This window comes from Chromobacterium sp. IIBBL 290-4 (assembly GCF_024207115.1).
In the GTDB taxonomy this organism is placed as follows: Bacteria; Pseudomonadota; Gammaproteobacteria; order Burkholderiales; family Chromobacteriaceae; genus Chromobacterium.
In genome coordinates this window covers 472,621-498,309 of sequence record NZ_CP100128.1, presented here as the reverse complement: position 1 = coordinate 498,309, position 25,689 = coordinate 472,621, and the positions used below count along the sequence as shown (strand labels likewise).

Below are 25,689 nucleotides of genomic sequence, written 5' to 3'. Positions count from 1 at the left end.
GGCCCCGCGCATGGCGCGGGCGCAATTGTGAGACGATAGGGCAATGCCGGGGCGTATTGCCCTATTCTTATATCTGGAGCGGTGCCTGAGTCGGATCTTGTCCGACGGGGAGGATGTCATGAAGCGTTGGGGTTTGTTGCTGCTGTTGTGGGGGCAAGCGGCGTTGGCGAGTTGTCCGGCTTTGCTCAACTATACGGTTCCGGGCTTGATGGGCGGCGAGATCAATCTGTGCAAATACGAAGAGCAGCCCATCTTGGTGGTCAATACCGCCAGCCACTGCGGTTTCACGCCGCAGTTCACCCAGTTGGAGTCGCTCTATAAGCAATATGGTCCTCGCGGGCTGGTGATAGTCGGCTTTCCCAGCAACGATTTTTTCCAGGAGCTGGATAAGCCCAGCGAAATCGGCGCATTCTGCCAAGCCAATTACGGCGTGACTTTTCCTATGGCTGGCAAGGGACATGTGCGCGGCGATGACGCGCAGCCATTCTTCAAGGCGTTGATCGCGGCCACAGAGGATGCGCCGGTGTGGAATTTCCACAAGTACCTGATTCTGCCGGGCGCCAGCAAGGTCATCAGCATAGGCACGCGCACCAAGCCGGACGCGCCTGAGGTGGTGGGGGCGTTTTTGCCTTATTTGAAGCCGGAAACCACGCAATCGACAGCGCCTGCTCAACCTTGAGCCGGCATTTCAGCAGCGCCGCCGCAAGGCGGCGCTGCTGTTTTGAAAATTCTTTGACTTCTGTTTCCTTGCAAATCATGGGCTTGCCGCGTAAGTACGCAGAAAGTTCATTTTTTCTCGCAAAAGGTGTTGACGATCCCAGGCCCCGGGCGTATAGTTCGCCTCCTCAGCTGACGCAGCGAACGAAGCAGCGGAAACGGAACGGTTTCCGGTGTGACGAAAACAGCGTCCGGCACTGCTCTTTAACAGAACGAATAACCGATAGGTGTAAGTACTTGGTGAAAGCCAAATACTTGCACTGCAAGAGACAAGAGATACTTGTTTATTTCTTTGAACTTGCGTGCCAGAAAATTTGCTATGAGATTGAACTGAAGAGTTTGATCCTGGCTCAGATTGAACGCTGGCGGCATGCTTTACACATGCAAGTCGAACGGTAACAGGGTGCTTGCACCGCTGACGAGTGGCGAACGGGTGAGTAATGCATCGGAATGTACCGTGTAATGGGGGATAGCTCGGCGAAAGCCGGATTAATACCGCATACGCCCTGAGGGGGAAAGCGGGGGATCGAAAGACCTCGCGTTATACGAGCAGCCGATGTCTGATTAGCTAGTTGGTGAGGTAAGAGCTCACCAAGGCGACGATCAGTAGCGGGTCTGAGAGGATGATCCGCCACACTGGGACTGAGACACGGCCCAGACTCCTACGGGAGGCAGCAGTGGGGAATTTTGGACAATGGGCGCAAGCCTGATCCAGCCATGCCGCGTGTCTGAAGAAGGCCTTCGGGTTGTAAAGGACTTTTGTCAGGGAGGAAATCCCGCTGGTTAATACCTGGCGGGGATGACAGTACCTGAAGAATAAGCACCGGCTAACTACGTGCCAGCAGCCGCGGTAATACGTAGGGTGCAAGCGTTAATCGGAATTACTGGGCGTAAAGCGTGCGCAGGCGGTTGTGCAAGTCTGATGTGAAAGCCCCGGGCTCAACCTGGGAACGGCATTGGAGACTGCACGACTAGAGTGCGTCAGAGGGGGGTAGAATTCCACGTGTAGCAGTGAAATGCGTAGAGATGTGGAGGAATACCGATGGCGAAGGCAGCCCCCTGGGATGACACTGACGCTCATGCACGAAAGCGTGGGGAGCAAACAGGATTAGATACCCTGGTAGTCCACGCCCTAAACGATGTCAACTAGCTGTTGGGGGTTTGAATCCTTGGTAGCGTAGCTAACGCGTGAAGTTGACCGCCTGGGGAGTACGGCCGCAAGGTTAAAACTCAAAGGAATTGACGGGGACCCGCACAAGCGGTGGATGATGTGGATTAATTCGATGCAACGCGAAAAACCTTACCTGCTCTTGACATGTAACGAACTTGGTAGAGATATCTTGGTGCCCGAAAGGGAGCGTTAACACAGGTGCTGCATGGCTGTCGTCAGCTCGTGTCGTGAGATGTTGGGTTAAGTCCCGCAACGAGCGCAACCCTTGTCATTAGTTGCCATCATTTAGTTGGGCACTCTAATGAGACTGCCGGTGACAAACCGGAGGAAGGTGGGGATGACGTCAAGTCCTCATGGCCCTTATGAGCAGGGCTTCACACGTCATACAATGGTCGGTACAGAGGGTTGCCAAGCCGCGAGGTGGAGCTAATCTCAGAAAACCGATCGTAGTCCGGATCGCACTCTGCAACTCGAGTGCGTGAAGTCGGAATCGCTAGTAATCGCAGATCAGCATGCTGCGGTGAATACGTTCCCGGGTCTTGTACACACCGCCCGTCACACCATGGGAGTGAGTTTCACCAGAAGTGGGTAGGCTAACCGTAAGGAGGCCGCTTACCACGGTGGGATTCATGACTGGGGTGAAGTCGTAACAAGGTAGCCGTAGGGGAACCTGCGGCTGGATCACCTCCTTTCTAGAGAAGGCGATTGCCAAGTACTTACAGCCTATCGGTTATTTGTGTTAAGGGCATTGAGGTTGTGGAGTCCACGATCTCTAAAGTCAACTGGGTTTGTAGCTCAGCTGGTTAGAGCACTGTGTTGATAACGCAGGGGTCGTAGGTTCGAGTCCTACCAGACCCACCATTTGACCTGTTTGGGGGATTAGCTCAGTTGGGAGAGCACCTGCTTTGCAAGCAGGGGGTCGTCGGTTCGATCCCGTCATCCTCCACCACTCCAGTGCAAACATAATCACTCTTGAGAGAGTGTGATTTTGTTTGCGTTGAAAATACGCCCGATCTTTAACAAACTGAAGAAGCCGAATATATATAGACGGCGAGATGAAAACATGGAGTTAACTCTTCATGTCGACAGATCGTCATCTTGGGTATTTGATTGTATCTAAGGCTGCGTCGCCATATCAAAAGGGGCGGTGCAGTCGTCGCACAAACACTCTCTATTGTCGCAGTAATTTAGGTTACTGAAATGATAGGGTCAAGCGACTAAGTGCATCTGGTGGATGCCTTGGCGATCATAGGCGATGAAGGACGTGTAAGCCTGCGAAAAGCGCGGGGGAGCTGGCAATAGAGCTTTGATCCCGCGATGTCCGAATGGGGAAACCCACCGTTTAGGCGGTATCCCAGACTGAATACATAGGTCTGCGGAGGCGAACTCAGCGAACTGAAACATCTAAGTAGCTGAAGGAAAAGAAATCAACCGAGATTCCGTAAGTAGTGGCGAGCGAACGCGGAACAGCCTGTATGTGTTATGAGTTGCGTTAGTGGAAGGTTCATGGAAAGGACCGCCGTAGTGGGTGATAGCCCCGTACACGAAAACGCATCGCAAGAACTAGGCATACGACAAGTAGGGCGGGACACGAGAAATCCTGTCTGAAGATGGGGGGACCATCCTCCAAGGCTAAATACTCATGATCGACCGATAGTGAACCAGTACCGTGAGGGAAAGGCGAAAAGAACCCCGGGAGGGGAGTGAAATAGAACCTGAAACCGGATGCATACAAACAGTGGGAGCGGACTTGTTCCGTGACTGCGTACCTTTTGTATAATGGGTCAGCGACTTACATTCAGTGGCAAGCTTAACCGAATAGGGGAGGCGTAGGGAAACCGAGTCCGAATAGGGCGTCTTAGTCGCTGGGTGTAGACCCGAAACCGAGTGATCTATCCATGGCCAGGATGAAGGTGCGGTAACACGCACTGGAGGTCCGAACCCACTAGTGTTGCAAAACTAGGGGATGAGCTGTGGATAGGGGTGAAAGGCTAAACAAACTCGGAGATAGCTGGTTCTCCCCGAAAACTATTTAGGTAGTGCGTCAAGTATCACTTCCGGGGGTAAAGCACTGTTATGGCTAGGGGGTCATTGCGATTTACCAAACCATGGCAAACTCTGAATACCGGAAAGTGCGAGCTTGGCAGACAGACAGTGGGTGCTAACGTCCATTGTCAAGAGGGAAACAACCCAGACCGCCAGCTAAGGTCCCAAATGATCAGTTAAGTGGTAAACGAAGTGGGAAGGCCTAGACAGCCAGGATGTTGGCTTAGAAGCAGCCATCATTTAAAGAAAGCGTAATAGCTCACTGGTCGAGTCGTCCTGCGCGGAAGATGTAACGGGGCTCAAACTGATAACCGAAGCTGCGGATGGGCGCGTAAGCGTCCGTGGTAGGGGAGCGTTCTGTAGGTCTGTGAAGGTGTGTCGAGAGGCATGCTGGAGATATCAGAAGTGCGAATGCTGACATGAGTAGCGATAAAGCGGGTGAAAAGCCCGCTCGCCGAAAGCCCAAGGTTTCCTACGCAACGTTCATCGGCGTAGGGTGAGTCGGCCCCTAAGGCGAGGCTGAAAAGCGTAGTCGATGGGAAACGGGTTAAAATTCCCGTACTTTTGTGTAGTGCGATGTGGGGACGGAGAAGGTTAGGTCAGCAGACTGTTGGAATAGTCTGTTCAAGCCGGTAGGCGTGAGGGGTAGGCAAATCCGCCCTTCTTTAACGCCGAGAAGTGATAACGAGGGTCTACGGACCTGAAGTGACTGATACCACGCTTCCAGGAAAAGCCACTAAGCTTCAGCTACACAAGAACCGTACCGCAAACCGACACAGGTGGGCAGGATGAGAATTCTAAGGCGCTTGAGAGAACTCAGGAGAAGGAACTCGGCAAATTGATACCGTAACTTCGGGAGAAGGTATGCCTGTTGGGGTGTAGTGATTTACTCACGAAGCTTTGACAGGTCGCAGAGAATAGGTGGCTGCGACTGTTTAACAAAAACACAGCACTGTGCCAACACGAAAGTGGACGTATACGGTGTGACGCCTGCCCGGTGCCGGAAGGTTAAGTGATGGGGTGCAAGCTCTTGATCGAAGCCCCGGTAAACGGCGGCCGTAACTATAACGGTCCTAAGGTAGCGAAATTCCTTGTCGGGTAAGTTCCGACCCGCACGAATGGCGTAACGATGGCCACACTGTCTCCTCCTGAGACTCAGCGAAGTTGAAGTGTTTGTGAAGATGCAATCTCCCCGCTGCTAGACGGAAAGACCCCGTGAACCTTTACTGTAGCTTTGCATTGGACTTTGAACAGACTTGTGTAGGATAGGTGGGAGGCTTTGAAGCCAGGACGCTAGTTCTGGTGGAGCCGTCCTTGAAATACCACCCTGGTGTGTTTGAGGTTCTAACCTTGGTCCGTGATCCGGATTGGGGACAGTGCATGGTAGGCAGTTTGACTGGGGCGGTCTCCTCCCAAAGTGTAACGGAGGAGTTCGAAGGTTACCTAGGTACGGTCGGAAATCGTGCTGATAGTGCAATGGCAAAAGGTAGCTTAACTGCGAGACCGACAAGTCGAGCAGGTGCGAAAGCAGGACATAGTGATCCGGTGGTTCTGAATGGAAGGGCCATCGCTCAACGGATAAAAGGTACTCCGGGGATAACAGGCTGATACCGCCCAAGAGTTCACATCGACGGCGGTGTTTGGCACCTCGATGTCGGCTCATCACATCCTGGGGCTGTAGCCGGTCCCAAGGGTATGGCTGTTCGCCATTTAAAGTGGTACGTGAGCTGGGTTCAAAACGTCGTGAGACAGTTTGGTCCCTATCTGCAGTGGGCGTTGGAAGTTTGACGGGGGCTGCTCCTAGTACGAGAGGACCGGAGTGGACGCACCTCTGGTGTACCGGTTGTGACGCCAGTCGCATCGCCGGGTAGCTAAGTGCGGAAGAGATAACCGCTGAAAGCATCTAAGCGGGAAACTTGCCTGAAGATGAGACTTCCCTGGAGGCTTGACCTCCCTGAAGAGTCGTTCGAGACCAGGACGTTGATAGGTCGGGTGTGGAAGCGCTGTGAGGCGTGAAGCTAACCGATACTAATTGCTCGTGAGGCTTGATCCTATCATTTGAGTGGCTTAGCGTACGGATCTTGGATTCGTATGATACTGAGCGACGAGATAGAGTGTGTGCGACACAATTAAATACCGAATATTCAGAATCAGAGAGCTTCTCTGGTTCAGGCTTCTTTAAGTTTGTACAAGTTTATGTCTGGTGGCCTTAGCGAGATGGTCCCACGCCTTCCCATCCCGAACAGGACCGTGAAACATCTTAGCGCCGATGATAGTGTGGCCTTGGCCATGTGAAAGTAGGACACCGCCAGACGCCCCATACCACAAGCCCAGCTCTTCGAGCTGGGCTTTGTGCATTGGCGCGCCGGAAACGCGATGCCTGCCATGCCATTCTCGACGTCCCCGACACTCCCCCAACAAAAAGCCCCGCTGATCCCAGCGGGGCTTTGGCGTTTCTGAAAACAGTTCATTTAAACCGGCATGGCGGGGAAGGAGATGATGAAGCGCGCGCCATGGCCAGGCTCGCTCTCCAGCCGTATCTGGCCTTTCAAGATCACTTGAACGATATTGTGGACTAGCGCAAGCCCCAGGCCCACGCCGCCTTGTCCCATTCGGGTGGTGAAGAAGGGATCGAACACTTTGCTTTGAAGCTCTGGGATGATGCCGTTGCCGTCATCGGCGTAGTTGAGGATGATTTCATTTTGGGCGCGGCTGATATCGATATCGATGGCGCCGCCATTTCTGCCATCAAACCCATGAACCAGCGAATTGGCCACCAGATGCGAAATCAACTGTTCCAGCGCGCTGGGATAGTTCTCGATCACCAAATCGTCAGGTATTTGCAGCCGAACGCCGATGTCGGGATGGTGTTCGGGCGGCAACAGCGTTTGCAGCAGTTTGGCTATGGTTTGGGCGGGATGGAAGCTGCGGCGCGGCTGGTCTAGCTGATCGACGGCGATTTGCTTGAAACGGCCGATCAGATCGCCTGCCAGCTCGCTATTCCTTTGCAGCAGCTCGCAGCTCTCGCCGGCCTTTTGCAGGAAATCTTGCAAGCCTTTGCGCGATAGCTGCTTGTCGGTATCGGCCTTGACGATGCCGTCCACGTCGGCTTGTATTTGCGATGAGCAAAGCAAGATGTTGCCGATCGGCGTATTCAATTCGTGCGCCATGCCGGCCACCATGCGGGCCAGCGCTGTTTGTTTTTCAGCAATGCTGATTTGCTGCATCGCTTTTTTCAGTTCAGCGGTGCGGACGGCGACCCGCTCTTCCAGATGGCTGTTCAGCAATTGGAGTTCGGCCTCGGCCTCTTTGCGCTCGGTGATGTCGGAGTAGGTGCCTATCATGCGCAAGGGCTGGCCTTGCGCATCCTGGCTGACCACCATGCCGCGCCCTAGCAGCCAGACCCAGTCCTGTCCCTTGCGGAAGCGGTGTTCGGTGACGAAGGAGCCTGATGCTTGCCTGAGATAGCTGGCCAAATCGGCCAGCACGGTGGGCAGGTCGTCGGGGTGGATGCCGGTTTGCCAAAGCTTGAATTCAGCGATTTCTGCGGGGCGGGAAAGCCCTAGCAGTTGCTGGCATCGGGTGGAGAAAAAGATGTCGCCGTTGGCGATGTTCCAGTCCCATACGCCGTCGCCGGCGCCTTCCAGCGCGAAGTGCCAGCGCTCTTCGCTCTCGCGCAAGGCTTGCAGCGCTTTTTGTTCGCCGGCGCGAAGCAGGTCGAATTCCCGGCGGACGCGCTCCGCCTCGTCGGCGCGCAGGGCTGCGTCTTCCAGCGCGCGCGCCTTTTCGTTGTAGATCTGTCTGAGGTCGCGTTCGACCATGCTGCGGAATTGGGCCAAAAGCTGGCGATAGGTGGAGGTGTAGCCGTTTTCAGTCTTGTCCAGAATGCAGATAGTGCCGAACACGTCCTCGTTGGGCCAGATCAGCGGCATGCCCATATAGGAGATCATGCCTAGCTTGATATCCGGATTGTGGTCCCAAATCGGGTCGGTCAAGGCATTGGGAACCGTCAGCTCCGCGCGGGAGCTCATGACGGTTTCGCAATACAGTCCGGTCCCGAGGTCGGCCATTTCATCCTCTTCATAAGGATTGCCCTCGGTATGGCTGGACAGGAAGACTTTGATTTGCGGAGCCTGTACCCGCATGATCAAGGCGGAGGGAATGCTGACCAGCCGGGCTAAGAGGTCCAGAACTTGTTGCCACTTTTCCGAATAGTCATGGCTGACCGGCAGCTGGCGGGTTTCCACTCTGACTTTTTGCATGGGAGGCCTCGGCGCTAGCAATGCTATCTTGTAGTTCTAGCATAGCGCCGGAATGAAAACGCCCCGCTTGGCGGGGCGAGACGGCTGGACAGGGCTGTTACAGCATCAGATTCAACATCCGGTCTATCCTGACCCGGCTCAGCCGAGTCAGCAGCTTCTTGATCTGCTCCGGATAATGGCGCACATCCTCCAGCTGGCGGTAGTGCTCCAGCAAGGTTGTGTGGCGCAGAATGCTTTGTTGCTCAGCCTCACCCTGCGCCTGCAGCGTGGCCTGGGGGTCGCGCAGCAATAAGGCGTTTTCCAGATCCAGGCGGAAGGCGCGCGGGTTGAGATTGTTGCCGGTCAGCAGAATGTAGCGCGCGTCGCTCCAGACGCCTTTCAGATGGTAGGTGTTGTCGCCATCCTTCCACAGATGGACACGCAGCTGTTGCCTGGCCACGTATTGGCGCTGCCGCTTGGTAAAGCGGCGCAGGTTCATCTCGTACAGATAAGGCAGCGCGCCGATCACGCGGAACGGCTGCTCCGGCGGGATATAGAAGTCGTTGGCGGTCTTGTCGCCGACCACGATGTCGATTTCCACGCCGCGGCGCAGCGCGCGATTGATTTCCAGCACAACCGACCGAGGGAAGTTGAAGTAGGGGGTGCAGATGAACAACTTGTGCTGCGCGCTGGCGATCACGTCCAGGATGGCGCGGTTCAGTCGGTTGCCTTTGCCGATGCCGACGATGGGCGCGATGGCCAGTTGATCAGCCTGAGGAGCTTGGGCGCTGGGCGCGCGGTATTGGCTGTGCACCAGCTTGTCGCGGAAATGTTTGATTTCCTTGCGGATGCTGCGGGTGCTCGGCGCGGGCTTGTCCAGCCGGAAAACGGCGGGATCGTTGAAGAATTGATCCGCCATGAAGCTTGCCATCGCATCGGCCAGCGGCGCGCTATGGATTTCGTGGTAGCGGTCGAAGCGGTATTTATCCAGCTTGTGCAGATAGACGTTGTTCAAGCTGGCGCCGCTGTAGAACACGGCGTTGTCGATGACGAAGCCCTTGAGGTGCAGTACGCCGAACAGTTCGCGGGTTTGCACCGGCACGCCATAAATTGGGATGTCCAGATTGCGTTTCTGCGCTTCTTCACGATACCAGGCGGCATTATTGCGCGATTGATCCTCGCCTATCCGGCCGCGCTGGGCGCGGTGCCAGTCCACCATCACGCGGATGTCCAGTTCGGGCTGGCGCTGCTTGGCTTGATAGAGCGCCTCCAGCACCTCCTGGCCCGCTTCCTCGTTTTCCAGGTACAAGGCGCAAAGGTAAATGCGTTTCGACGCCGACGCGATCGCCTCCAGCAGCCGCAGGCGGAAATCGCCGGTTTGCAGCAAGGTGGAAAAATCTTCAGGCTGCAGCGGCAGCCAGGGCAGGCGGGACAGTGTGGGTCGATTCAGCAGGAAGGCCATGAAAGCGCAGTAAATAGACGTTCAATCGACGCATCCTAGCATTGTTTGGCCCGCTTGGGGGAGCGATGGAGGGGGCGGGAGGCTGGAGCCAAGCGCTCGGGATGGCGCTCGGGCTTGCCGAGCGCGTGGCAAGGCCGGCGGAAATGTGCAAAAATTCCGGTAACGAGACGAATTGCAGGTTTATTCCATGCTGGACCGGGACGGATACCGCCCAAACGTCGGCATCATCCTCACCAATGCCAAAAACGAGGTGTTCTGGGGTAAGCGCGTGCGCGAGCATTCCTGGCAATTCCCGCAGGGCGGCATCAAGCCGGGCGAAAGCCCGGAAGCCGCGATGTATCGCGAATTGCTGGAAGAGGTGGGTTTGCTGCCTCAGCACGTGAAAATCCTGGGACGCACCCGCGACTGGTTGCGTTACGAGGTGCCGAGCAATTGGGTTCGCCGCGAATGGCGCGGCAGTTACAAGGGCCAGAAGCAGATCTGGTTCCTGCTCAGGCTGGTGGGGCGCGACAGCGATGTCTGTTTGCGCGCCACCAATCATCCGGAGTTCGATGGCTGGCGCTGGAATGATTATTGGGCGCCGGTGGATGCGGTGATCGAGTTCAAGCGCGATGTGTATGACCGCGCCTTGTCCGAGCTTGCGCGGTTCTTGCGCGGGGTGGAAACCCACCCCGCCTACCTCGCCCGCGTATCGGCCCAGAGCGAGCAGTGAATCTTTTGCCGATGGCAAAGCAGCATCCTCAGACGGCGGGCGTGTCCCGCTGTCTTCATTTGTGCCGCCCGTCAGGGGCGGCGTCGACGTGACGCGCCGACAGGGCAAGACCAGAACATGACTCAACAACAATACGATGAATCCTCGGTACGGGTGCTGAAGGGGCTGGAGCCGGTGAAAGAGCGGCCCGGCATGTACACCCGCACCACCGACCCCACCCACATCTGCCAGGAAGTGATAGACAACGCCGCCGACGAGGCGCTGGGCGGTTTCGCGCGCAAGATCGCCGTCACCGTGCACCAGGACGGCTCGCTGAGCGTCGAGGACGACGGACGGGGCATCCCGGTGGGCCTGCATCCGCAAGAAGGCGTGCCGGTGGTGGAACTGGTGTTCACCCGGCTGCACGCCGGCGGCAAGTTCAACAAGAAAGATGGCGGCGCTTACGCCTTCTCCGGCGGCCTGCACGGCGTGGGCGTATCGGTGACCAATGCCTTGTCCACCCGCCTGGAGGTGGAGGTGAAGCGCGAAGGCGGCATGCACCGCCTGGTGTTTTCCGGCGGCGACGTGATCGAACCCTTGGCCCGCGTCGGCGACTGCGGCCCGCGCACCAGCGGCACCCGGGTGCGGGTGTGGCCGGACGGCAAGTATTTCGAAAGCCCGCGCTATTCGATGTCGGAGCTGGAGCGCTTGCTGCGCGCCAAAGCGGTGTTGCTGCCCGGCGTGGCGGTGACGCTGACGGTGGAAAAGCCCAGCGGCGACGAAGTGAAGGCCTGGCATTATCCGGAAGGCTTGAAGAGCTATCTGTCCGAACTGTGCAATGGCGATGAGCCGGTGGCGCCGCTGTTCGCCGGCGAGGCCTATATCGGCGACGATCACGAGCAGTTCGCCAAGGGCGAGGGCGCGCAGTGGGCCATGGCCTGGTTCGAAGACGGCGCCAGCGGCGAGAGCTACGTCAATCTGATCCCGACGCCGGTGGGCGGCACCCATGAGGCCGGCCTGCGCGCCGGCGTGTTCGACGCGGTGAAAAGCTTCGTCGATCACCACAACCTGCTGCCGCGCGGCGTCAAGCTGATGGCCGAGGACGTGTGGAGCCGCGTGCGCTTCGTGCTGTCCGCCCGCGTGCTGGACCCGCAGTTCCAGGGCCAGACCAAGGACAAGCTGACCAGCCGCGACGCCTTGAAGCTGATCTCCAGCCTGGCGCGCGATCCGGTGGAGCTGTGGCTGAACCAGCATGTGGAAGCCGGCAAGAAGATTGCCGAGCTGGCCATCCGCCAGGCGCAGAGCCGTCTCAAATCCGTCAAGAAGGTGGAGAAGAAGAAGGGCTCCGGCGTGGCGGTGCTGCCGGGCAAGCTGACCGACTGCGAAAGCGAGGACATCGAGCGCAACGAGCTGTTCCTGGTAGAGGGCGACTCCGCCGGCGGTTCGGCCAAGCTGGCGCGCGACAAGGAATACCAGGCCATCCTGCCGCTGCGCGGCAAGGTGCTGAACAGCTGGGAGACGGACAAGGACCAACTGTTCTCCAATGCCGAAATCCATGACATCTCCGTCGCCATCGGCGTGGACCCGCACGGCCCCAACGACGCGCCGGACCTGTCCGGCCAGCGCTACGGCAAGATCGCCATCTTGTCCGACGCCGACGTGGACGGCTCGCACATCCAGGTGCTGCTGCTGACGCTGTTCTTCCGCCATTTCCCGCGCCTGGTGGAAAACGGCAATATCTACATCGCCCAGCCGCCGCTGTTCCGCGTCGACGTGCCCGGGCAGGGCAAGAGCCGGCCGCCGCGCAAGCTGTATGCCTTGGACGAGGGCGAGATGACCGCCATCCTGGATAGGCTGCGCAGCGAAGGCGTGCGCGAGAACGCGTGGAGCATTTCCCGCTTCAAAGGCCTGGGCGAGATGAATCCGGAGCAGCTGAAGGACACCACGATGAATCCGGATACGCGCCGGCTGACGCGGGTGCAGGTGCGGCCCGGCATGCTCAAGGAAACGCTGGACATGTTCGTGATGCTGATGGGCAAGGGCGAAGCCTCCAGCCGCCGCGGCTGGATGGAAGCCAAGGGCAACGAGGTTGAGGCCGATATCTGATTCGCCCCCGGCCTGTCGCTTTCAACCCCGCCCGCCAGTGAAGGCCGGCGGGGTTTTTCATGGCTAGTCGTAGCGCGCCAGCAGTTCCGCCATTTTGGCGCGGCCTGCGGGCGAAACGCAGGCAGACTTGAGCCGGTCCAGCGCCGCCGCGTCATGCGCCAGCGGGTGGGCGCGCGATACGTAAACCGCCATCGGCTCGCGGCTGATAGTCCACTCCGCCCAATGGTCGGATGGCGTAGACAGCTGACGCAGCACGTGGCCGCAACCCGGGCGCACGCACATCATCGCATCCAGCCGGCCGACGCGCAGCATGCCTATGCCTTGCCGCATGTCGTTGACTAAAACGCTCGCCGCGCCGCTTTGGGCCAGGAAGGCGTCCAGCGTATGGGTGCCGCGCAGAATGCCGACCGGGCGATGCTTGAAATCCCCGCTTTGCCATTCGCGGTCGCCGCGACGGTAGACTACCGATAGCCGGATGTCGGTAGGGCGGCATAGCTCCAGGCCAAAGGCGTCGCGTTCCGGCGAGGCGGTGATCAAGGCCAGCGCGTCGCGGCCGGCTTTCAAGTCCTCTATCAGCCGCGGCAGCGGGCGGGTGTCCTGTTTCAGTTGCAGGCCGCTTTGATCGGCCAGCCAGCGCAGGAAGCGCGGCGTCAGGCCATCGCCGCTGGCGGCGTCGCCCCAGGGCTCTATCGCCTGGCTCGACGCGGGAATCGCCTCGGCATGGAGTGCGGGCAGCCATAGCCATAGCGCTAATCCGCCCCACAACGCTGCGTTCATCTCGACCTCCCGTGCTTGGCGGCTGTTGCAGTATAGGCTGGCCTGCGCCTGGCTTGGGCATTAGGATGGATGCTTCGCCGCCTTGAGGCGGCTTGTTCTTTCGCGAGAGGAGTTCACTGTGTCCATCGCCATTTTCCGGCCTGAAGCCGCGGATTTTCCGGACATGCTGTCGCTGTGGGAGCGCTCAGTGCGCGCGACCCACCTTTTTTTGAGCGAGGACGATATCGTCGCGCTTCGTCCCGAAGTGGAGGCCGCTTTCGCCGCGGCGGAATCCCTTGGCCTGGTCTTGCGGGTGACGCGAGATGAGCGCGGCAAGGCGACTGGCTTTGCCGGCAGCATGGCCGGCAAGTTGGAGATGCTGTTCATCGAGCCCGCATGCAGAGGCCGGGGCCTGGGGAAAGCGTTGCTGACCGATGCGGTGACGGAACTGGCGGTCAGCCTGGTCGACGTCAACGCGGACAACCCCGCCGCATTGGCTTTCTATCGCCGAATGGGCTTCGAAGAGATCGGCCGCTCGGCGCTCGATGGCGCCGGCAGGCCATTTCCCTTGCTGCACCTGGCCTTGTCGGATGGCATGGCGTAAGCCGCGGTTCAGGCGCGTGAGCCGCGGCTCACGCCAGGTTAGTTTCGCGTTTACCAAACCTTGAGCACTTGCCCGGTTTCCACTCCCTCGACGCTGCGTTGATAGGCGAGGGCGACGCGCGTCGCCGGCACGGCCTCGAAGCCGGGGAAGTAGCTTTGCAGCGGCTCCCATGACTCTTGCAGCACGGCAGGGCAGACCACGTTGATGCGCAGCCCCGCCGCCAGCTCCACCGCCGCGCCGCGAGCAAAGCCTTCTATCGCGGCGTTGACGGCGCAGGCGTTGCTGCCGTGCCGGATGGGAATTTCATTGCCCATGCCGCTGGTCAGCGTGATAGAGCCGCCGGCATTCAGAAAATGCTGGCCGATCAGGGCCAGATTCACCTGGCCCATCAATTTATTGTCCAAGCCGACGCGGAATTGCTCGGGCGTCATCTCGACGAGCGGACCCAGATGCAGCAGGCCGGCGGCGCAGATGATGGCGTCGACTTTGCCGACGCGCTCGAACAGCGCGCGGATGCTGGCCGGTTGGGTCATATCGACGCGGAGCGCTCCGCTGTTCCGGCCCGCGGCAAGGATTTGATGACGGGACAGGGCGTGTTGAACCGCGCGGCCTATGGTTCCATGCGCGCCCACCAATAGTATTTTCATGCACGGATTCCCTTGGCGATGGCGCGCTTTACCAGACGGTCAGCGTCTGGCCGTTGGCGATGCCTTCCACGCTGCGCACAAATGCCTGCGCGGCGCGGGCGGCGGGGACGGCTTCGAAGCCGGGGAAGTAGGGGGCGTAGCCTTCCCATGATTCCTGCAGCACATTGGGGCTGACCACATTGATGCGTTGGCCGCGCTGCAGCTCCAGCGCGGCGGCGGCGGCAAAGCCCTCCAGCGCGCGGTTCACCGCCGTGGCGTTGGCGCCGTGGCGGATGGGCTGGGTGCTGAGGATGCCGCTGGTCAATGTGATCGAGCCGCCATCGTTCAAATAATGCTGGCCGGTTAATGCTAAGTCGATCTGGCCTAATAGTTTGTTCTCCAGGCCGATGCGGAAGTCGGCGGCCGTGGTAGCGGTGATATGGCCGAAGTGCACCGCGCCGGTGGCGCTGACGATGGCGTCCAGCCGTCCAGCCTGCTCAAACATTTTTTGCACGCTGGCGCTGTCGGTGATGTCTACGCGCAGATCGCCGCTGTTGCGCCCGGCCGTCAGGATGTGGTGGTGGGGCAAGGCTTTTTGGATGGCATTGCCCAGCGTGCCGCTGGCGCCGACTAGCAGGATTTTCATGGTGTTCTCCATTTAGGGTTGCGATGGAGGGAGTGTGCATGGCTTGCTGAGATAGATTAATCCCGTATCCTGAACAGGATTGATAACCTGGAGTTTCTAATCAATGGATAGACTGCTCAGCATGGAGCTGTTTGTCGCGGTAGTGGAGTTGGGCAGCCTGACGGCGGCGGCCGAGGCGCATAGATTGTCTCAACCCATGGTGGGCAAGCATCTCTCTGCGTTGGAAGCCCGATTGGGCGGCAAATTGCTGGTGCGCACCACCCGCCGCCAGCAGTTGACCGAATTGGGACAACATTACTATCAACGTTGCCGCGCCATTTTGCGGGAGTTGCAAGCCGCCGAGGATGCGGCGGCTTTGCTCAGGCAGCAGCCGCGCGGCGTGCTGCGCGTCAATGCCTCCATCACCTTCGGCACTTTGCGTTTGGCGCCGCTATTGGCCGAGTTCATGGCGCGCTATCCGGAAGTCGGCGTCGAGCTTGAGCTGTCGGATCAATTGGTGGATCTGGTGGCCGATGGTTACGACGCGGTGTTCCGCATCGGCCATCTGGCCGATTCCGGCATGGTGGCGCGTCGGCTGCGGCCTTACCGGATGATGATAGCGGCCTCTCCGGCCTATTTGGCCCGTCGCGGAGAGCCGATGACGCCTGCGGATCTGGCGGGGCACGATTGTCTGGGCTTCAGCCGCTGGCAGCGCGATGACGGCTGGGATGCGCTGGCCCGGCTGCATGGCGTGGAGATCCCGTCCAGCCGCATCCAGTGCAACCAGGGCCAGGCTTTGCGCCAACTAGCTTTGGCAGGGGCGGGATTGGCCCTGCAGGCGGAAACGCTGCTGATGGAGGATGTGGCCGCCGGCAGGCTGGTGTCTTTGCTGGAAGGCTACCTGCCTCCGCCCAAACCCATGCATCTGATCTACCCGGCCGATCGCCAGCCCTTGCCCAAACTGCGGGTATTCGTCGATTTCATTGTCGAGAAACTGGGTGGACTGTGAGCCGAGGTGACCGGCGCTGTCAGAATTTCTCGTTTGTTTTGGCTGGCGCTCAGGCGTAGTGTCAAAGCATGGAACACGAACTGAATATCCCTAGCCGGCGCGATTTGTTCAGCGGCTTTTTCTCGGTGGGCCTGAGCGGCTTCGGCGGGGTGCTGCCCTTGGCGCGCAGCATGCTGGTGGAGCGGCGGCGCTGGCTGTCGGAGGCGGACTTCGCCGAGCAGCTAGGCCTGTGCCAGGTGCTGCCGGGCCCCAATATCGTCAATATGGCGGTGTCGGTGGGCGCGCGCTTTCACGGCCCGGCCGGCGCCTTGCTGGCGGTGGGCGGCCTGCTGCTCGCGCCCATGGCCATTGTGCTGCTGCTGGGCGCGCTGTATGGCCAGTATCGCCAGCTGCCCTTGGTCGAGAATGTGATGCATGGCCTGGCCTCCGCTGCGGCGGGCTTGCTGTTGGGCATGCTGCTGAAACTGGCGGCGAGGCTGGAGCGCCGTCCATGGGCTGCCGTAGTGGTGGCGGCCATCTTTCTCGCCATCGCCGTTTGGCAGCTGCCGTTGCCGCTGGTTTTGCTGCTGGGCTTGCCCTTGGCCCTGCTGCTGGCCTGGCTGGCGGGCAGGAGGGAGGCGCGATGATCTTGTGGACGCTGCTGTGGCAGTTCTGCCTGCTTTCCATCATGGCGGTGGGCGGCGCCAATGTGATTCTGCCGGAACTGCAGCGCATCGTGCTGGCTCACGGCTGGATGAGCGCGGCGCAGTTCGCCGAGCTGTTCGCCATCGCCCAGGCCGCGCCGGGGCCCAATGTATTGGTGGTGAGCCTGGTGGGCTGGCATGTCGCCGGCGTGCTGGGCGCCTTGGTCAGCATGTTCGGCATGTGCCTGCCCTCATCGCTGCTGAGCTACTACGCCTCGCGCTGGTGGGCGGCCAGCAAGGATGGCGCGGCCGCCAAGCTGTTCGCCCGCGCGCTGATGCCCTTGACCATAGGCCTGATCGCCGCCAGCGCCTGGCTGTTGCTTTGCGCGGCCAATCGCGCGCCGAGCGCGTGGCTGCTGAGCCTGGGGGTGGGGCTGATCGCCTGGCGCAGGAGTTGGAACCCTTTATGGCTGTTGTTATTGGGCGGCGTGGTCGGCGGCTTGGGCTGGCTGTAATCTCTTGCCATAATGCCGGTATCCATTCCGGACGATGATCCCATGGCAAGGTGGCTGGCGATTTGGCTGTTTTGCGGCGCATGCTCGCTGGCGCAGGCTGGCGGCGTGGCGATCAGCTACGCGCTGGTGTCGGGCGACAATGACCCGCACTGGCCTTATATCCAGGCCTTGCTGTTGCTGGCGTGCGGTCAGATGAACCAGCATTGCGAGCTCACCGCGGCCCGCAATATGAACCAGGGCCGGGCGATGGAGCAGATGCTGCAGCCCGATGGCCGGGTGGATCTGTTCTGGGGCATGACCAGCCGCGAGCGAGAAAGCAAGCTGCTGACCGTGCGCATTCCGCTGGACAAGGGCCTGATTGGCTGGCGAGTGCCGCTGATCAACGCCGACAAGCCGCAGTTGTTCAAAAACGTCAAAACGCCCCAGCAGTTGGCGGCTTTCCGCGCCGGGCAAGGGCAGGATTGGCCGGACAAGCAAATCCTTCAGCACGCCGGCCTGCCGGTGGTGACCAGCCCCGACTATCCCCATCTCTTTTCCATGCTCAAGCAGCGGCGCTACGATTACTTTCCGCGCAGCGTGATCGAGGTGCGGCAGGAGCTGGAAATGCCGGCCGCGGCAGGGCTGATGCTGGATCCTTATCTGCTGCTGCATTACCCTACCGCGTTTTATTTCTTTGTCTCGCCCAAGCGGGAGGACCTGGCCCGGATGCTGGAGCAGGGCTTGGAGAAAAGCGTGGCCGACGGCAGTTTCGATCAATTGTTCAAAACCTTCAACAGCGAGCATTTGCGGGGCCTCAAGCTGTCCGGCCGCACCATCATCGAGCTGCCTAATCCGCTGCTGCCGGATGGCACGCCCTTGTCGCGGCGCGAGCTGTGGTTTCACCCCTGAAGCGCGGGTGGGTATAATGCCGGCTGACTCTCATTGCGTGTGCCGACATGACCCAGCTGATCAACGATACTTTCCTGCGCGCCCTGCTTAAGCAGCCGGTTGACTACACCCCGATCTGGATGATGCGCCAAGCCGGCCGCTACCTGCCCGAATACCGCGCCAGCCGCGCGCGCGCCGGCAGCTTCATGGGTTTGTGCACCAGCCCCGATTACGCCACCGAAGTGACGCTGCAGCCCTTGGACCGTTTCCCGCTGGATGCGGCCATCTTGTTCTCGGACATCCTGACCGTGCCGGACGCGATGGGCCTGGGCCTGTATTTCGCCGAAGGCGAGGGGCCGAAGTTCGAACGGCCGTTGCGTGACGAGAGCGCCATCCGCGCCTTGCAGCCGGCCGGCTTGGACAAGCTGCGCTACGTGTTCGACGCCGTGGCCAGCATCCGCAAGGCGCTGAATGGCCGCGTGCCGCTGATCGGCTTCTCCGGCAGTCCGTTCACGCTGGCCTGCTATATGGTGGAAGGCGGCGGTTCGGATGATTTCCGCCATGTGAAGGCGATGCTGTACAGCCGTCCGGAATTGCTGCACCACATCCTGGAAATGAACACCCAGTCGGTGATCGCCTACCTGAATGCCCAAATCGACGCCGGCGCGCAGGCGGTGCAGATCTTCGACACCTGGGGCGGCGCGCTCAGCCATGCGGCCTACAAGGAGTTCTCGCTGGCTTATATGCAGCGCATCGTCGCCGGCCTCAAGCGCGAGGCGGACGGCCGGCGCGTGCCGGTCATCGTGTTCACCAAGGGCGGCGGGCAGTGGCTGGAAGACATCGCGGCCATCGGCGCCGACTGCGTGGGCCTGGACTGGACCACCGACATAGGCCAGGCGCGCGCGCGCGTCGGCGACAAAGTGGCGCTGCAAGGCAATTTCGACCCCAATGCGCTGTTCGCTTCGCCGGAAGCTATCGAGCGCGAAGCGGGCCGCATTCTGGAAAGCTTCGGTCATGGCAGCGGCCATGTCTTCAATCTGGGACACGGCATTTCGCAATTCGTCGATCCCGCTCATGCCGGCGCGCTGATAGATGCCGTGCATCGCCTGTCCCGCGTCTATCATTCCCGTTGATCGCAGGAATGCCTGATCATGGTGCGCCCTTGCCGGCGCGCCATGCCTTGTTTTGGTGCGAGCGCATCCTGCGGGCTGCTTCCATCGTCAGTGTTAACGGTTTGTTGAATTCTGAAATCGCCCCTGCTTGAGAAAATGCCTTGTAATTTTAAGGTTTTATTAAACTTTCACGGCAATGGCAGATCCGCGCGGGGAGGGGTATGGACGGGCTTGTTGCGGCCTGGGCGGAACTTCCTGACTTGGATATTTTGATAGCGGAAATTGTGGGTTGACAGCCGGCCCCGGTGGTGCTTGGCGAGTTATGCACACGAGCTAGACCGCTGCGAAGTCCTTGTCAAGCGCGTCCAGCAATATTTTTTGAAATATATAAGCTGTTGATTTCATTGGTTTTTATTTGTTGATTAATTTTTGTGCAATCTAGCGGAAACACTGATTTCAAGGCTTTTTGTCCGCAGACGGTCGGGTTGTTCACAAAGTTATCCACAAGATCTGTGCACAGCGAATGCAAAGCCTTGTCGCAGCAGGGTTTGCCGCAGAAGGCATGTAAATGAATGGTAGCGACTTGGTCCAGGTGGCCATCGATGTGCCGCTGAGTGGTACGTTCAGTTATCTGACTCAATCGGCTGTCATGCCGGGGGCGAGGGTGCGCGTTCCTTTCGGCAATCGCCTGGTTTGTGGCGTGGTGGTCACGCCGATACCGGGGGAGGGTGTGGAGGCGCTGGACGCGTCCAAGCTCAAACGCATCGAAATGGTGCTGGATGGTTTGCCACCTTTGCCTGACGAGTTTCTGCAACTGGTTCGCTTCGCCTCCAGTTATTACCACCATCCCTTGGGCCAGACGCTGTTCACCGCGCTGCCTACCGGCTTGCGCGATCCCAAGAACCCGAGCCGGCTGGACAAGCGGCCCTTCGCCCTGAGCGCCGGCGGCTTGGCGGAAGCGCCGCCGGCCCGGCAAAAGGCGAGGCTGGCGCTATGGCAGGCCATGCAAGACGGCCCATTGACGCTGGAGGCGGCCAAGGCGGTCACGCCGCAAGCCGGCAAGCTGCTGTCGGCCTGGCTGGCCGAGGGGCTGGCCGAGCGCGTGTCCCCCGAACCGGTTCCGCTGCGGCTGGGCGACGCGCCGGAACTCAAAGACGAGCAAGCGCAGGCCTTGGCCGCCTTGCGCGCGCAGCCGGGTTTCCAGCCCTGGCTGTTGCACGGCGTCACCGGCAGCGGCAAAACCGAGGTCTACCTGCAATTGATCGCCGATCACTTGGCGGCGCGCCGCCAGGCGCTGGTGCTGGTGCCGGAAATCAATCTGACCCCGCAACTGATAGACCGCTTCGCCAGCCGTTTTCCCGCCAGCCGCATCGTGGTGCAGCACAGCCATCTGGCCGACGGCGAGCGCATGCATGGCTGGCTGGATGCCTGGCATGGCGAGGCCGACGTGGTGATCGGCACCCGGCTGTCGGTGTTCACCCCCCTGCCGCGGCTGGGCCTGATCGTGGTGGATGAGGAGCATGACGGCTCCTTCAAGCAGCAGGACGGCCTGCGCTATCACGCGCGCGACCTGGCCATCTGGCGGGCGCGCCGCGCCGGCATCCCGGTGCTGCTGGGCTCGGCCACGCCCAGCCTGGAAACGGTGGCCAATGTCGAAGCCGGCCGCTACCGCAAGCTGGCGCTTAATCGCCGCGCCCATGGCTCGGCCCGTTTGCCCGATGTGCGCCTGGTGGACACCCGCCGCAAAAAATTGGCCGAGGGCCTGTCCGAGCCGGTGCTGGAAGCCTTGAAGGCGAGGCTGGCGCGCCAGGAGATGAGCCTGGTGTTCATCAACCGCCGCGGTTTCGCGCCCGTCGTCGCCTGCACCGCCTGCGGCTGGACCAGCGGCTGCCCGCATTGTTCGGCCAAGCTGGTGGTGCACCTGATGGAGCGCAAGCTGCGTTGCCATCATTGCGGCTGGGAAGAGCCGGTGCCGCGGGCCTGCCCGGATTGCGGCGACCCGGACATCAAACCGCTGGGCGAAGGCACGCAGCGGCTGGAATCGGCCTTGCAGCGCATGCTGCCGGAAGCGCGGGTGCTGCGCATCGACCGCGACACCACCAGCCGTAAGGACGCCTGGGACGAGGTGTACCGCAAGGTGCATGCCGGCGAAGTGGACATCCTGGTCGGCACCCAGATGCTGGCCAAGGGCCATGACTTCGGCACGTTGTCGCTGGTGGCGGTGCTGGGCGCCGACGGCGGGCTGTACTCGGCCGACTTCCGCGCCTCGGAGCGGCTGTTTTCGCAGCTGATGCAGGTGGCCGGGCGGGCCGGCCGCGCCGAGGCTGCGGGCGAGGTGCTGGTGCAGACCCAATGGCCGGACCATCCGCTGTATCACGCGCTGGTGGCACATGATTTCGACGGCTATGCCGCCAGCTTATTGGACGAGCGGCGGCAGGCCGGCTTCCCGCCCGGCGTGTTTCAGGCCTTGCTCAGGGCCGATTGCCCGGAGTTGGCGCAAGCGACGGCGTTTTTGCGCCAGGCGCGCGATTTGCTGGAGCCCTTGGCGGAAGGCGTGTTGATTTCCGGCCCGGCGCCGGCCTTGATGGCCAGGCTGGCGCAGCGCGAGCGCGCGCAGCTGGTGCTGGAATCGCCGCAGCGCGGCGCGCTGCATCGTTTGCTGGATCAATTGCAGCCGGTGCTGGATGGTTTGGCCAAAAGCCATGGCCGCGCTTTGCGCTGGTCCTTGGACGTAGACCCGCAGGATTGGTGAGGAAAAGCGCATGAAAAATCGAATCGCGGCCCTGGGGCTGCTCGTTGCCGCCTTGCCGGCCGCGGCCTTGGAGCTGCATGGCCTGAAAGCGGACGAGATCGCCGTCTGGGCGGCGCCGGTGGAGGGCGAGGAGGCCATCGTCAGCCATCGGGCGGAGACGGCGGTCAATCCGGCCTCGACGATGAAGCTGCTGACCGGCTGGGCGGCGCTGAACCGCTTGGGGCCGGATTACCGCTGGACCACCACGCTGCTATCCGCCGCGCCGGTGGAGAACGGCGCGCTCAAGGGCGATTTGTATTGGCTGGGCGGCGGCGATCCGCGCTTCGACAACGGCAATCTGCTGACCCTGCTCTACGGCCTGCGGCTGCGGGGCATCCACAAGCTGGAAGGCCGGCTGGTGTTGGACAAGCGCGCTTTCGCGTCTATCGGCGGGGCTGATGATTTCGACGAAGACGCTGGCCGCGCCTTCACCGTGGAACCAGACAGCCACCTGACCAATCTGAAAGTGGCCTGGCTGACGTTTTACCGCGACGCGCAAGGCGCGCGCGTGGTTCTGGATCCGCCCTTGGCCGGCGTGAAGCTGCAGGCGGAGCTGAAGCCCGGCAAGGACGAGGCTTGCCCCGACGTGCGCCGCTTCGCGGCCATCGAGACCGATGGACGGACGGTGACGGTGAAGGGCGCGCTGCCCGCCGCCTGCGACGGCAAGCGGGCTTACGTCAATGTGCTGGATCACGACGCCTTCGCCGGCCAGGATTTCGCCGCCATGTGGCAGGCGCTGGGCGGCGAGGGGCCGATGGGCGTGGCCAGGGGCCGCGCGCCGGACGAGGCGCGCGAGCTGGCGGCCTGGCAATCGCAGCCCTTGCCCGCGGCGCTGGCCGACATCAACAAGTACAGCAACAACACCATGGCGCGCACGCTGTTCCTGACGCTGGGCCGCGAGGCGGCGGGCGAGGGTTCGCCGCAGGCGGCGGCCGGCGTGGTGCGCGATCTGCTGCGCGAGCGCGGCATCGATGACTTGCCGCAGCTGATCCTGGAGAACGGCTCCGGCCTGTCGCGGCGGGAGCGGGTGAGCGCCCGCCTGTTGGGCGAGGTGCTGCGCGACGCCGCCCGCGGGCCTTATGCCGACGAGTTCGCCGCCAGCCTGCCGGTGGCGGGCCAGATGGGCACGCTCAAAAAGCGTTTCATCGATCTGGGGCCGCGGCTCAGGATGAAAACCGGCACCTTGAAAGACGTGAAGGCGCTGGCCGGCTACTGGCAGGCGGCGGACGGGCGGCGCCTAGCCATTGTCGCCATCGTCAACAGCCCGCGCGCGCCGGAAATGGCCAAGGCGCTGGATGCGGTGGTGGCGGATGTGGTCCGCGGCTTCGATACGCGATCCAGCGCAAAGCGCTGAGGGCCGGACTCGGGCTATAATCGGTGCTATTCGAGATTTGTCAGGCGAGAAAATGAAACCTGTAACCATGTACACTACCGCGGTCTGCCCCTACTGCATCCGCGCCAAGCAGCTGCTGTCCAGCAAGGGCGTGGCCCAGATCCAGGAAATCCGCATCGATCTGGACCCGGACGAGCGCGACAAGATGATGGCCATCACCGGCCGCCGCACGGTGCCGCAGATCTTCATCGGCGAAACCCATGTCGGCGGCTGCGACGATCTGGTGGCGCTGAATCAGGCCGGCAAGCTGGACCCGCTGCTGGCGGACTGAGCCGGGGCTGCGCGCGGTATTGGCCGCTGGCGGGCTTTCATGCGATGATGCCCGCCGGTGTACCCTAATAAAATTTAACCGTCATGGCGACGGCGTTTAGTGAGAAAGAACATGAGCGAACAACAAGAGCTGCAACCGGCGTTTTCCATCGAAAAGATCTACGTGAAGGACATGTCGCTGGAGGTGCCGAACGCGCCGCAGGTGTTCCTGGAGCAAAACCAGCCGGAAATCGACATGCAGCTGGCCAGCGGCGGCCAACAACTGGATGACGGCTTCTACGAAGTGACCCTGACCGTCACCGTGACCGCCAAGCTGCCGGAAAAGACCCTGTTCCTGTGCGAAGTGGCCCAGGCCGGCATTTTCCAGATCCGCAACGTGCCGGGCGAAGACCTGGACCCGATCCTCGGCGTGGCTTGCCCGAACATCCTGTTCCCCTACGCCCGCGAAACCGTGTCCAGCCTGGTGAACCGCGCCGGCTTCCCGCCGGTGCTGCTGGCCCCGATCAACTTCGAAGCGCTGTACATGCAGCAGCGCGCTCAGCAAGCCGAAGCCGGCAACGCCTGAGGTTGATGTCATGAAGCGCCTCGTCATCACGCTGCTGCTGGCGCTGGGCGCCGCTCAGGCGGCCCAGGCCCTGGAGTTCCGTTCGGTCAAGGAAACCGGCGTCGCCTTGTACGAGGCGCCTTCTTTGTCGGCCAAGAAGCTGTTTGTCGTCAGCCGCTATTTCCCGGTGGAAGTGCTGTCCAGCCAGAAGGAATGGGCGCGCGTGCGCGACGCCACCGGCGGCATCGCCTGGATACCGTCGGCGGCCCTGTCCCGCCAGCGCTGGCTGCTGGTCGTGTCGCCGCAGGCCGGCGTCCGCGACAAGGCCGGCGAGGACGGCAAGCTGCTGTTCTCGGTGCCCAAGGACGGCGTGCTGGAGTTGCAGGAAGCGCCGCAAGACGGCTGGGTCAAGGTCAAGCATAGGGACGGCAGCGTCGGCTATGCTCGTATTACCGACCTCTGGGGCTTGTAAGGGCTAAGCATGAAACTGGCGATACTTGGCGCCGGCGCTTGGGGAACCGCGCTGGCGATAGCTTTTGCCCGTCACCACCAGGTGACGTTGTGGGCGCGCGACGCCGAGCAGGCGGCGCGTCTGGCCGATGAGCGCCTCAACGCGCGCTACCTTCCCGATTGTCCTTTCCCAGATTTACTGAAGATCACCGCCGATCTGGCGGCCGCCGCGCGCGACGCCGAGCTGCTGCTGATCGTCACGCCCATGGCGGGCCTGCGGCCCACGCTGAAGGCGCTGGTCGCCCTGGGCAAGCCGCTGCCGCCCATTTTGTGGGCGTGCAAGGGTTTCGAGGCCGGCTCCAGCCTGCTGCCGCACCAGGTGGTGGCGGAAGAGCTGCCGGCCGATCATCGCTGCGGCGTGCTGTCCGGCCCCAGCTTCGCCCGCGAAGTGGCGCAGGGCCAGCCGGCAGCGGTGACCATCGCCTCGGACGACGCCGAGTTCGCCGCCCGCATCGCCCGCGAGCTGCACAGCCCGCGTTTGCGCCTGTACGCCAACGAAGACTTGGTCGGCGTGGAAGTGGGCGGCGCGGTGAAGAACGTGATGGCGATCGCCACCGGCGTCGCCGACGGCCTGGATTTCGGCCTGAATGCCCGCGCGGCGCTGATCACCCGCGGTTTGGCCGAGATCACTCGCCTGGCCATCGCGCTGGGCGCCAGCCAGCACACCATGATGGGTCTGGCCGGCATGGGCGATCTGATCCTCACCTGCACCGGCGCCTTGTCGCGCAACCGCCAGGTGGGGCTGAAGCTGGCCGAGGGCAAGCCGCTGGAGCAAGTGCTGCGCGAACTGGGCCATGTCGCCGAGGGCGTGGCCACCGCCCGCGAGGTGCTGACCATGGCCGAAAGGCTGGAAGTGGACATGCCGATCACCGCCGCAGTGTGCGGACTGCTCTATCAGGGCCATGATCCGCAGCAAGTGGTGGATGGCCTGCTGGGCCGCTCGCCCAAGTCGGAGTCCGGCGGCGCGCTGGATTGAGCGCGCGCCGGCAGGCCCAGCGGATGGCACAAGA

The 25,689-nt window shown here is 61.3% G+C and carries 20 protein-coding genes, 2 tRNA genes and 3 rRNA genes; 20 read left to right on the top strand and 5 right to left on the bottom strand.

Annotated elements, in window-relative coordinates; all coding sequences use genetic code 11:
- Window positions 1-118 precede the first annotated feature (118 nt).
- The 6 genes from NKT35_RS02250 to rrf all read left to right on the top strand — a co-directional run bounded on the left by NKT35_RS02250 (window position 119) and on the right by rrf (window position 6,248).
- A complete protein-coding gene (locus NKT35_RS02250; protein WP_254298359.1) occupies window positions 119-679 on the top strand; it encodes a glutathione peroxidase in 561 nt (186 codons plus the stop codon).
- 365 nt (window positions 680-1,044) lie between these two features.
- Window positions 1,045-2,580, top strand: a 16S ribosomal RNA gene (locus tag NKT35_RS02245).
- 92 nt (window positions 2,581-2,672) lie between these two features.
- Window positions 2,673-2,749: transfer RNA gene (locus NKT35_RS02240), tRNA-Ile, on the top strand.
- 12 nt (window positions 2,750-2,761) lie between these two features.
- Window positions 2,762-2,837: transfer RNA gene (locus tag NKT35_RS02235), tRNA-Ala, on the top strand.
- A gap of 258 nt (window positions 2,838-3,095) precedes the next feature.
- Window positions 3,096-5,987: ribosomal RNA gene (locus NKT35_RS02230) — 23S ribosomal RNA — on the top strand.
- Between the two features lie 146 nt (window positions 5,988-6,133).
- A 5S ribosomal RNA gene (gene rrf, locus NKT35_RS02225) occupies window positions 6,134-6,248 on the top strand.
- Together the 16S, 23S and 5S rRNA genes with 2 tRNA genes alongside form the textbook arrangement of a ribosomal RNA operon.
- 157 nt (window positions 6,249-6,405) lie before the next feature.
- Here the strand turns inward: rrf and NKT35_RS02220 are convergent.
- Together NKT35_RS02220 and pssA are read right to left on the bottom strand one after the other, a co-directional pair.
- Entirely contained in the window at window positions 6,406-8,196 is a 1,791-nt protein-coding gene (locus NKT35_RS02220) for an ATP-binding protein (protein WP_254298357.1), read from the bottom strand.
- A gap of 97 nt (window positions 8,197-8,293) precedes the next feature.
- On the bottom strand, window positions 8,294-9,637 hold the full coding sequence (gene pssA, locus NKT35_RS02215; RefSeq protein WP_254298355.1) for a CDP-diacylglycerol--serine O-phosphatidyltransferase: 1,344 nt from the start codon (window positions 9,635-9,637) through the stop codon (window positions 8,294-8,296).
- A 187-nt stretch (window positions 9,638-9,824) separates the two neighbouring features.
- On the opposite strand from pssA, the gene NKT35_RS02210 reads away from it, so the two are divergent.
- On the top strand, window positions 9,825-10,349 hold the full coding sequence (locus NKT35_RS02210) for an RNA pyrophosphohydrolase (RefSeq protein WP_254298353.1): 525 nt from the start codon (window positions 9,825-9,827) through the stop codon (window positions 10,347-10,349).
- A 117-nt stretch (window positions 10,350-10,466) separates the two neighbouring features.
- Window positions 10,467-12,434 (top strand): DNA topoisomerase IV subunit B, encoded by a 1,968-nt coding sequence (parE, locus tag NKT35_RS02205; protein ID WP_254298351.1) that lies wholly within the window; start codon window positions 10,467-10,469, stop codon window positions 12,432-12,434.
- Between the two features lie 63 nt (window positions 12,435-12,497).
- On the opposite strand, the gene NKT35_RS02200 is transcribed toward parE, so the two are convergent.
- Window positions 12,498-13,211 carry a substrate-binding periplasmic protein gene (locus tag NKT35_RS02200; RefSeq protein WP_254298349.1) on the bottom strand — a complete coding sequence of 238 codons (714 nt, stop codon included), beginning with the start codon at window positions 13,209-13,211 and terminating at the stop codon, window positions 12,498-12,500.
- A gap of 118 nt (window positions 13,212-13,329) precedes the next feature.
- Between NKT35_RS02200 and NKT35_RS02195 the strand changes: the two genes are divergently transcribed.
- Window positions 13,330-13,794 carry a GNAT family N-acetyltransferase gene (locus NKT35_RS02195; protein ID WP_254298346.1) on the top strand — a complete coding sequence of 155 codons (465 nt, stop codon included), beginning with the start codon at window positions 13,330-13,332 and terminating at the stop codon, window positions 13,792-13,794.
- 50 nt (window positions 13,795-13,844) lie between these two features.
- On the opposite strand, the gene NKT35_RS02190 is transcribed toward NKT35_RS02195, so the two are convergent.
- Together NKT35_RS02190 and NKT35_RS02185 are read right to left on the bottom strand one after the other, a co-directional pair.
- Window positions 13,845-14,441 (bottom strand): short chain dehydrogenase, encoded by a 597-nt coding sequence (locus NKT35_RS02190; protein WP_254298345.1) that lies wholly within the window; start codon window positions 14,439-14,441, stop codon window positions 13,845-13,847.
- Window positions 14,442-14,469: 28 nt separating this feature from the next.
- Complete coding sequence (locus NKT35_RS02185) at window positions 14,470-15,066, bottom strand: short chain dehydrogenase (protein ID WP_254298343.1); 597 nt, start codon at window positions 15,064-15,066, stop codon at window positions 14,470-14,472.
- 103 nt (window positions 15,067-15,169) lie between these two features.
- Between NKT35_RS02185 and NKT35_RS02180 the strand changes: the two genes are divergently transcribed.
- From NKT35_RS02180 to NKT35_RS02130, 11 genes are all read left to right on the top strand, one after another.
- The gene (locus tag NKT35_RS02180) at window positions 15,170-16,054 is read left to right on the top strand and encodes a LysR family transcriptional regulator (protein ID WP_254298341.1); all 885 of its coding nucleotides are present in this window, start codon (window positions 15,170-15,172) and stop codon (window positions 16,052-16,054) included.
- 68 nt (window positions 16,055-16,122) lie between these two features.
- The gene (locus NKT35_RS02175) at window positions 16,123-16,680 is read left to right on the top strand and encodes a chromate transporter (protein ID WP_254298339.1); all 558 of its coding nucleotides are present in this window, start codon (window positions 16,123-16,125) and stop codon (window positions 16,678-16,680) included.
- Window positions 16,677-17,192, top strand: a complete 516-nt coding sequence (locus tag NKT35_RS02170; protein WP_254298337.1) for a chromate transporter — start codon at window positions 16,677-16,679, stop codon at window positions 17,190-17,192. The genes NKT35_RS02175 and NKT35_RS02170 overlap by 4 nt, the downstream gene beginning before the upstream one ends.
- Window positions 17,193-17,234: 42 nt before the next feature.
- Window positions 17,235-18,080 carry a transporter substrate-binding domain-containing protein gene (locus NKT35_RS02165; RefSeq protein ID WP_254298335.1) on the top strand — a complete coding sequence of 282 codons (846 nt, stop codon included), beginning with the start codon at window positions 17,235-17,237 and terminating at the stop codon, window positions 18,078-18,080.
- 47 nt (window positions 18,081-18,127) lie between these two features.
- Window positions 18,128-19,192: a uroporphyrinogen decarboxylase gene (gene hemE / locus NKT35_RS02160; protein ID WP_254298333.1), complete on the top strand. Its 1,065-nt coding sequence runs from the start codon at window positions 18,128-18,130 to the stop codon at window positions 19,190-19,192.
- Between the two features lie 547 nt (window positions 19,193-19,739).
- Window positions 19,740-21,923: a primosomal protein N' gene (locus NKT35_RS02155; protein ID WP_254298331.1), complete on the top strand. Its 2,184-nt coding sequence runs from the start codon at window positions 19,740-19,742 to the stop codon at window positions 21,921-21,923.
- Between the two features lie 10 nt (window positions 21,924-21,933).
- Window positions 21,934-23,316, top strand: coding sequence for a D-alanyl-D-alanine carboxypeptidase/D-alanyl-D-alanine endopeptidase (gene dacB, locus NKT35_RS02150; protein ID WP_254298329.1), 1,383 nt, complete (start codon window positions 21,934-21,936; stop codon window positions 23,314-23,316).
- A gap of 52 nt (window positions 23,317-23,368) precedes the next feature.
- A complete protein-coding gene (gene grxC, locus NKT35_RS02145; RefSeq protein ID WP_254298327.1) occupies window positions 23,369-23,626 on the top strand; it encodes a glutaredoxin 3 in 258 nt (85 codons plus the stop codon).
- 111 nt (window positions 23,627-23,737) lie between these two features.
- Window positions 23,738-24,190 carry a protein-export chaperone SecB gene (gene secB / locus NKT35_RS02140; protein WP_254298326.1) on the top strand — a complete coding sequence of 151 codons (453 nt, stop codon included), beginning with the start codon at window positions 23,738-23,740 and terminating at the stop codon, window positions 24,188-24,190.
- Between the two features lie 10 nt (window positions 24,191-24,200).
- Window positions 24,201-24,641 carry an SH3 domain-containing protein gene (locus NKT35_RS02135; protein ID WP_254298324.1) on the top strand — a complete coding sequence of 147 codons (441 nt, stop codon included), beginning with the start codon at window positions 24,201-24,203 and terminating at the stop codon, window positions 24,639-24,641.
- Window positions 24,642-24,650: 9 nt separating this feature from the next.
- Window positions 24,651-25,655: an NAD(P)H-dependent glycerol-3-phosphate dehydrogenase gene (locus NKT35_RS02130; protein WP_254298321.1), complete on the top strand. Its 1,005-nt coding sequence runs from the start codon at window positions 24,651-24,653 to the stop codon at window positions 25,653-25,655.
- Window positions 25,656-25,689 lie beyond the last annotated feature (34 nt).

What these genes read in the sequence shown, in the direction of transcription:
- secB (WP_254298326.1), top strand. Translation starts at nt 23,738, where the DNA reads ATGAGCGAACAACAAGAGCTGCAACCGGCGTTTTCCATCGAAAAGATC.
- NKT35_RS02135 (WP_254298324.1), top strand. Translation starts at nt 24,201, where the DNA reads ATGAAGCGCCTCGTCATCACGCTGCTGCTGGCGCTGGGCGCCGCTCAG.
- NKT35_RS02210 (WP_254298353.1), top strand. Translation starts at nt 9,825, where the DNA reads ATGCTGGACCGGGACGGATACCGCCCAAACGTCGGCATCATCCTCACC.
- NKT35_RS02175 (WP_254298339.1), top strand. Translation starts at nt 16,123, where the DNA reads ATGGAACACGAACTGAATATCCCTAGCCGGCGCGATTTGTTCAGCGGC.
- pssA (WP_254298355.1), bottom strand. Translation starts at nt 9,637, where the DNA reads ATGGCCTTCCTGCTGAATCGACCCACACTGTCCCGCCTGCCCTGGCTG.
- NKT35_RS02250 (WP_254298359.1), top strand. Translation starts at nt 119, where the DNA reads ATGAAGCGTTGGGGTTTGTTGCTGCTGTTGTGGGGGCAAGCGGCGTTG.
- hemE (WP_254298333.1), top strand. Translation starts at nt 18,128, where the DNA reads ATGACCCAGCTGATCAACGATACTTTCCTGCGCGCCCTGCTTAAGCAG.
- NKT35_RS02180 (WP_254298341.1), top strand. Translation starts at nt 15,170, where the DNA reads ATGGATAGACTGCTCAGCATGGAGCTGTTTGTCGCGGTAGTGGAGTTG.
- NKT35_RS02165 (WP_254298335.1), top strand. Translation starts at nt 17,235, where the DNA reads ATGGCAAGGTGGCTGGCGATTTGGCTGTTTTGCGGCGCATGCTCGCTG.
- NKT35_RS02155 (WP_254298331.1), top strand. Translation starts at nt 19,740, where the DNA reads ATGAATGGTAGCGACTTGGTCCAGGTGGCCATCGATGTGCCGCTGAGT.
- NKT35_RS02220 (WP_254298357.1), bottom strand. Translation starts at nt 8,196, where the DNA reads ATGCAAAAAGTCAGAGTGGAAACCCGCCAGCTGCCGGTCAGCCATGAC.
- dacB (WP_254298329.1), top strand. Translation starts at nt 21,934, where the DNA reads ATGAAAAATCGAATCGCGGCCCTGGGGCTGCTCGTTGCCGCCTTGCCG.
- grxC (WP_254298327.1), top strand. Translation starts at nt 23,369, where the DNA reads ATGAAACCTGTAACCATGTACACTACCGCGGTCTGCCCCTACTGCATC.
- NKT35_RS02130 (WP_254298321.1), top strand. Translation starts at nt 24,651, where the DNA reads ATGAAACTGGCGATACTTGGCGCCGGCGCTTGGGGAACCGCGCTGGCG.
- NKT35_RS02190 (WP_254298345.1), bottom strand. Translation starts at nt 14,441, where the DNA reads ATGAAAATACTATTGGTGGGCGCGCATGGAACCATAGGCCGCGCGGTT.
- parE (WP_254298351.1), top strand. Translation starts at nt 10,467, where the DNA reads ATGACTCAACAACAATACGATGAATCCTCGGTACGGGTGCTGAAGGGG.
- NKT35_RS02185 (WP_254298343.1), bottom strand. Translation starts at nt 15,066, where the DNA reads ATGAAAATCCTGCTAGTCGGCGCCAGCGGCACGCTGGGCAATGCCATC.
- NKT35_RS02170 (WP_254298337.1), top strand. Translation starts at nt 16,677, where the DNA reads ATGATCTTGTGGACGCTGCTGTGGCAGTTCTGCCTGCTTTCCATCATG.
- NKT35_RS02200 (WP_254298349.1), bottom strand. Translation starts at nt 13,211, where the DNA reads ATGAACGCAGCGTTGTGGGGCGGATTAGCGCTATGGCTATGGCTGCCC.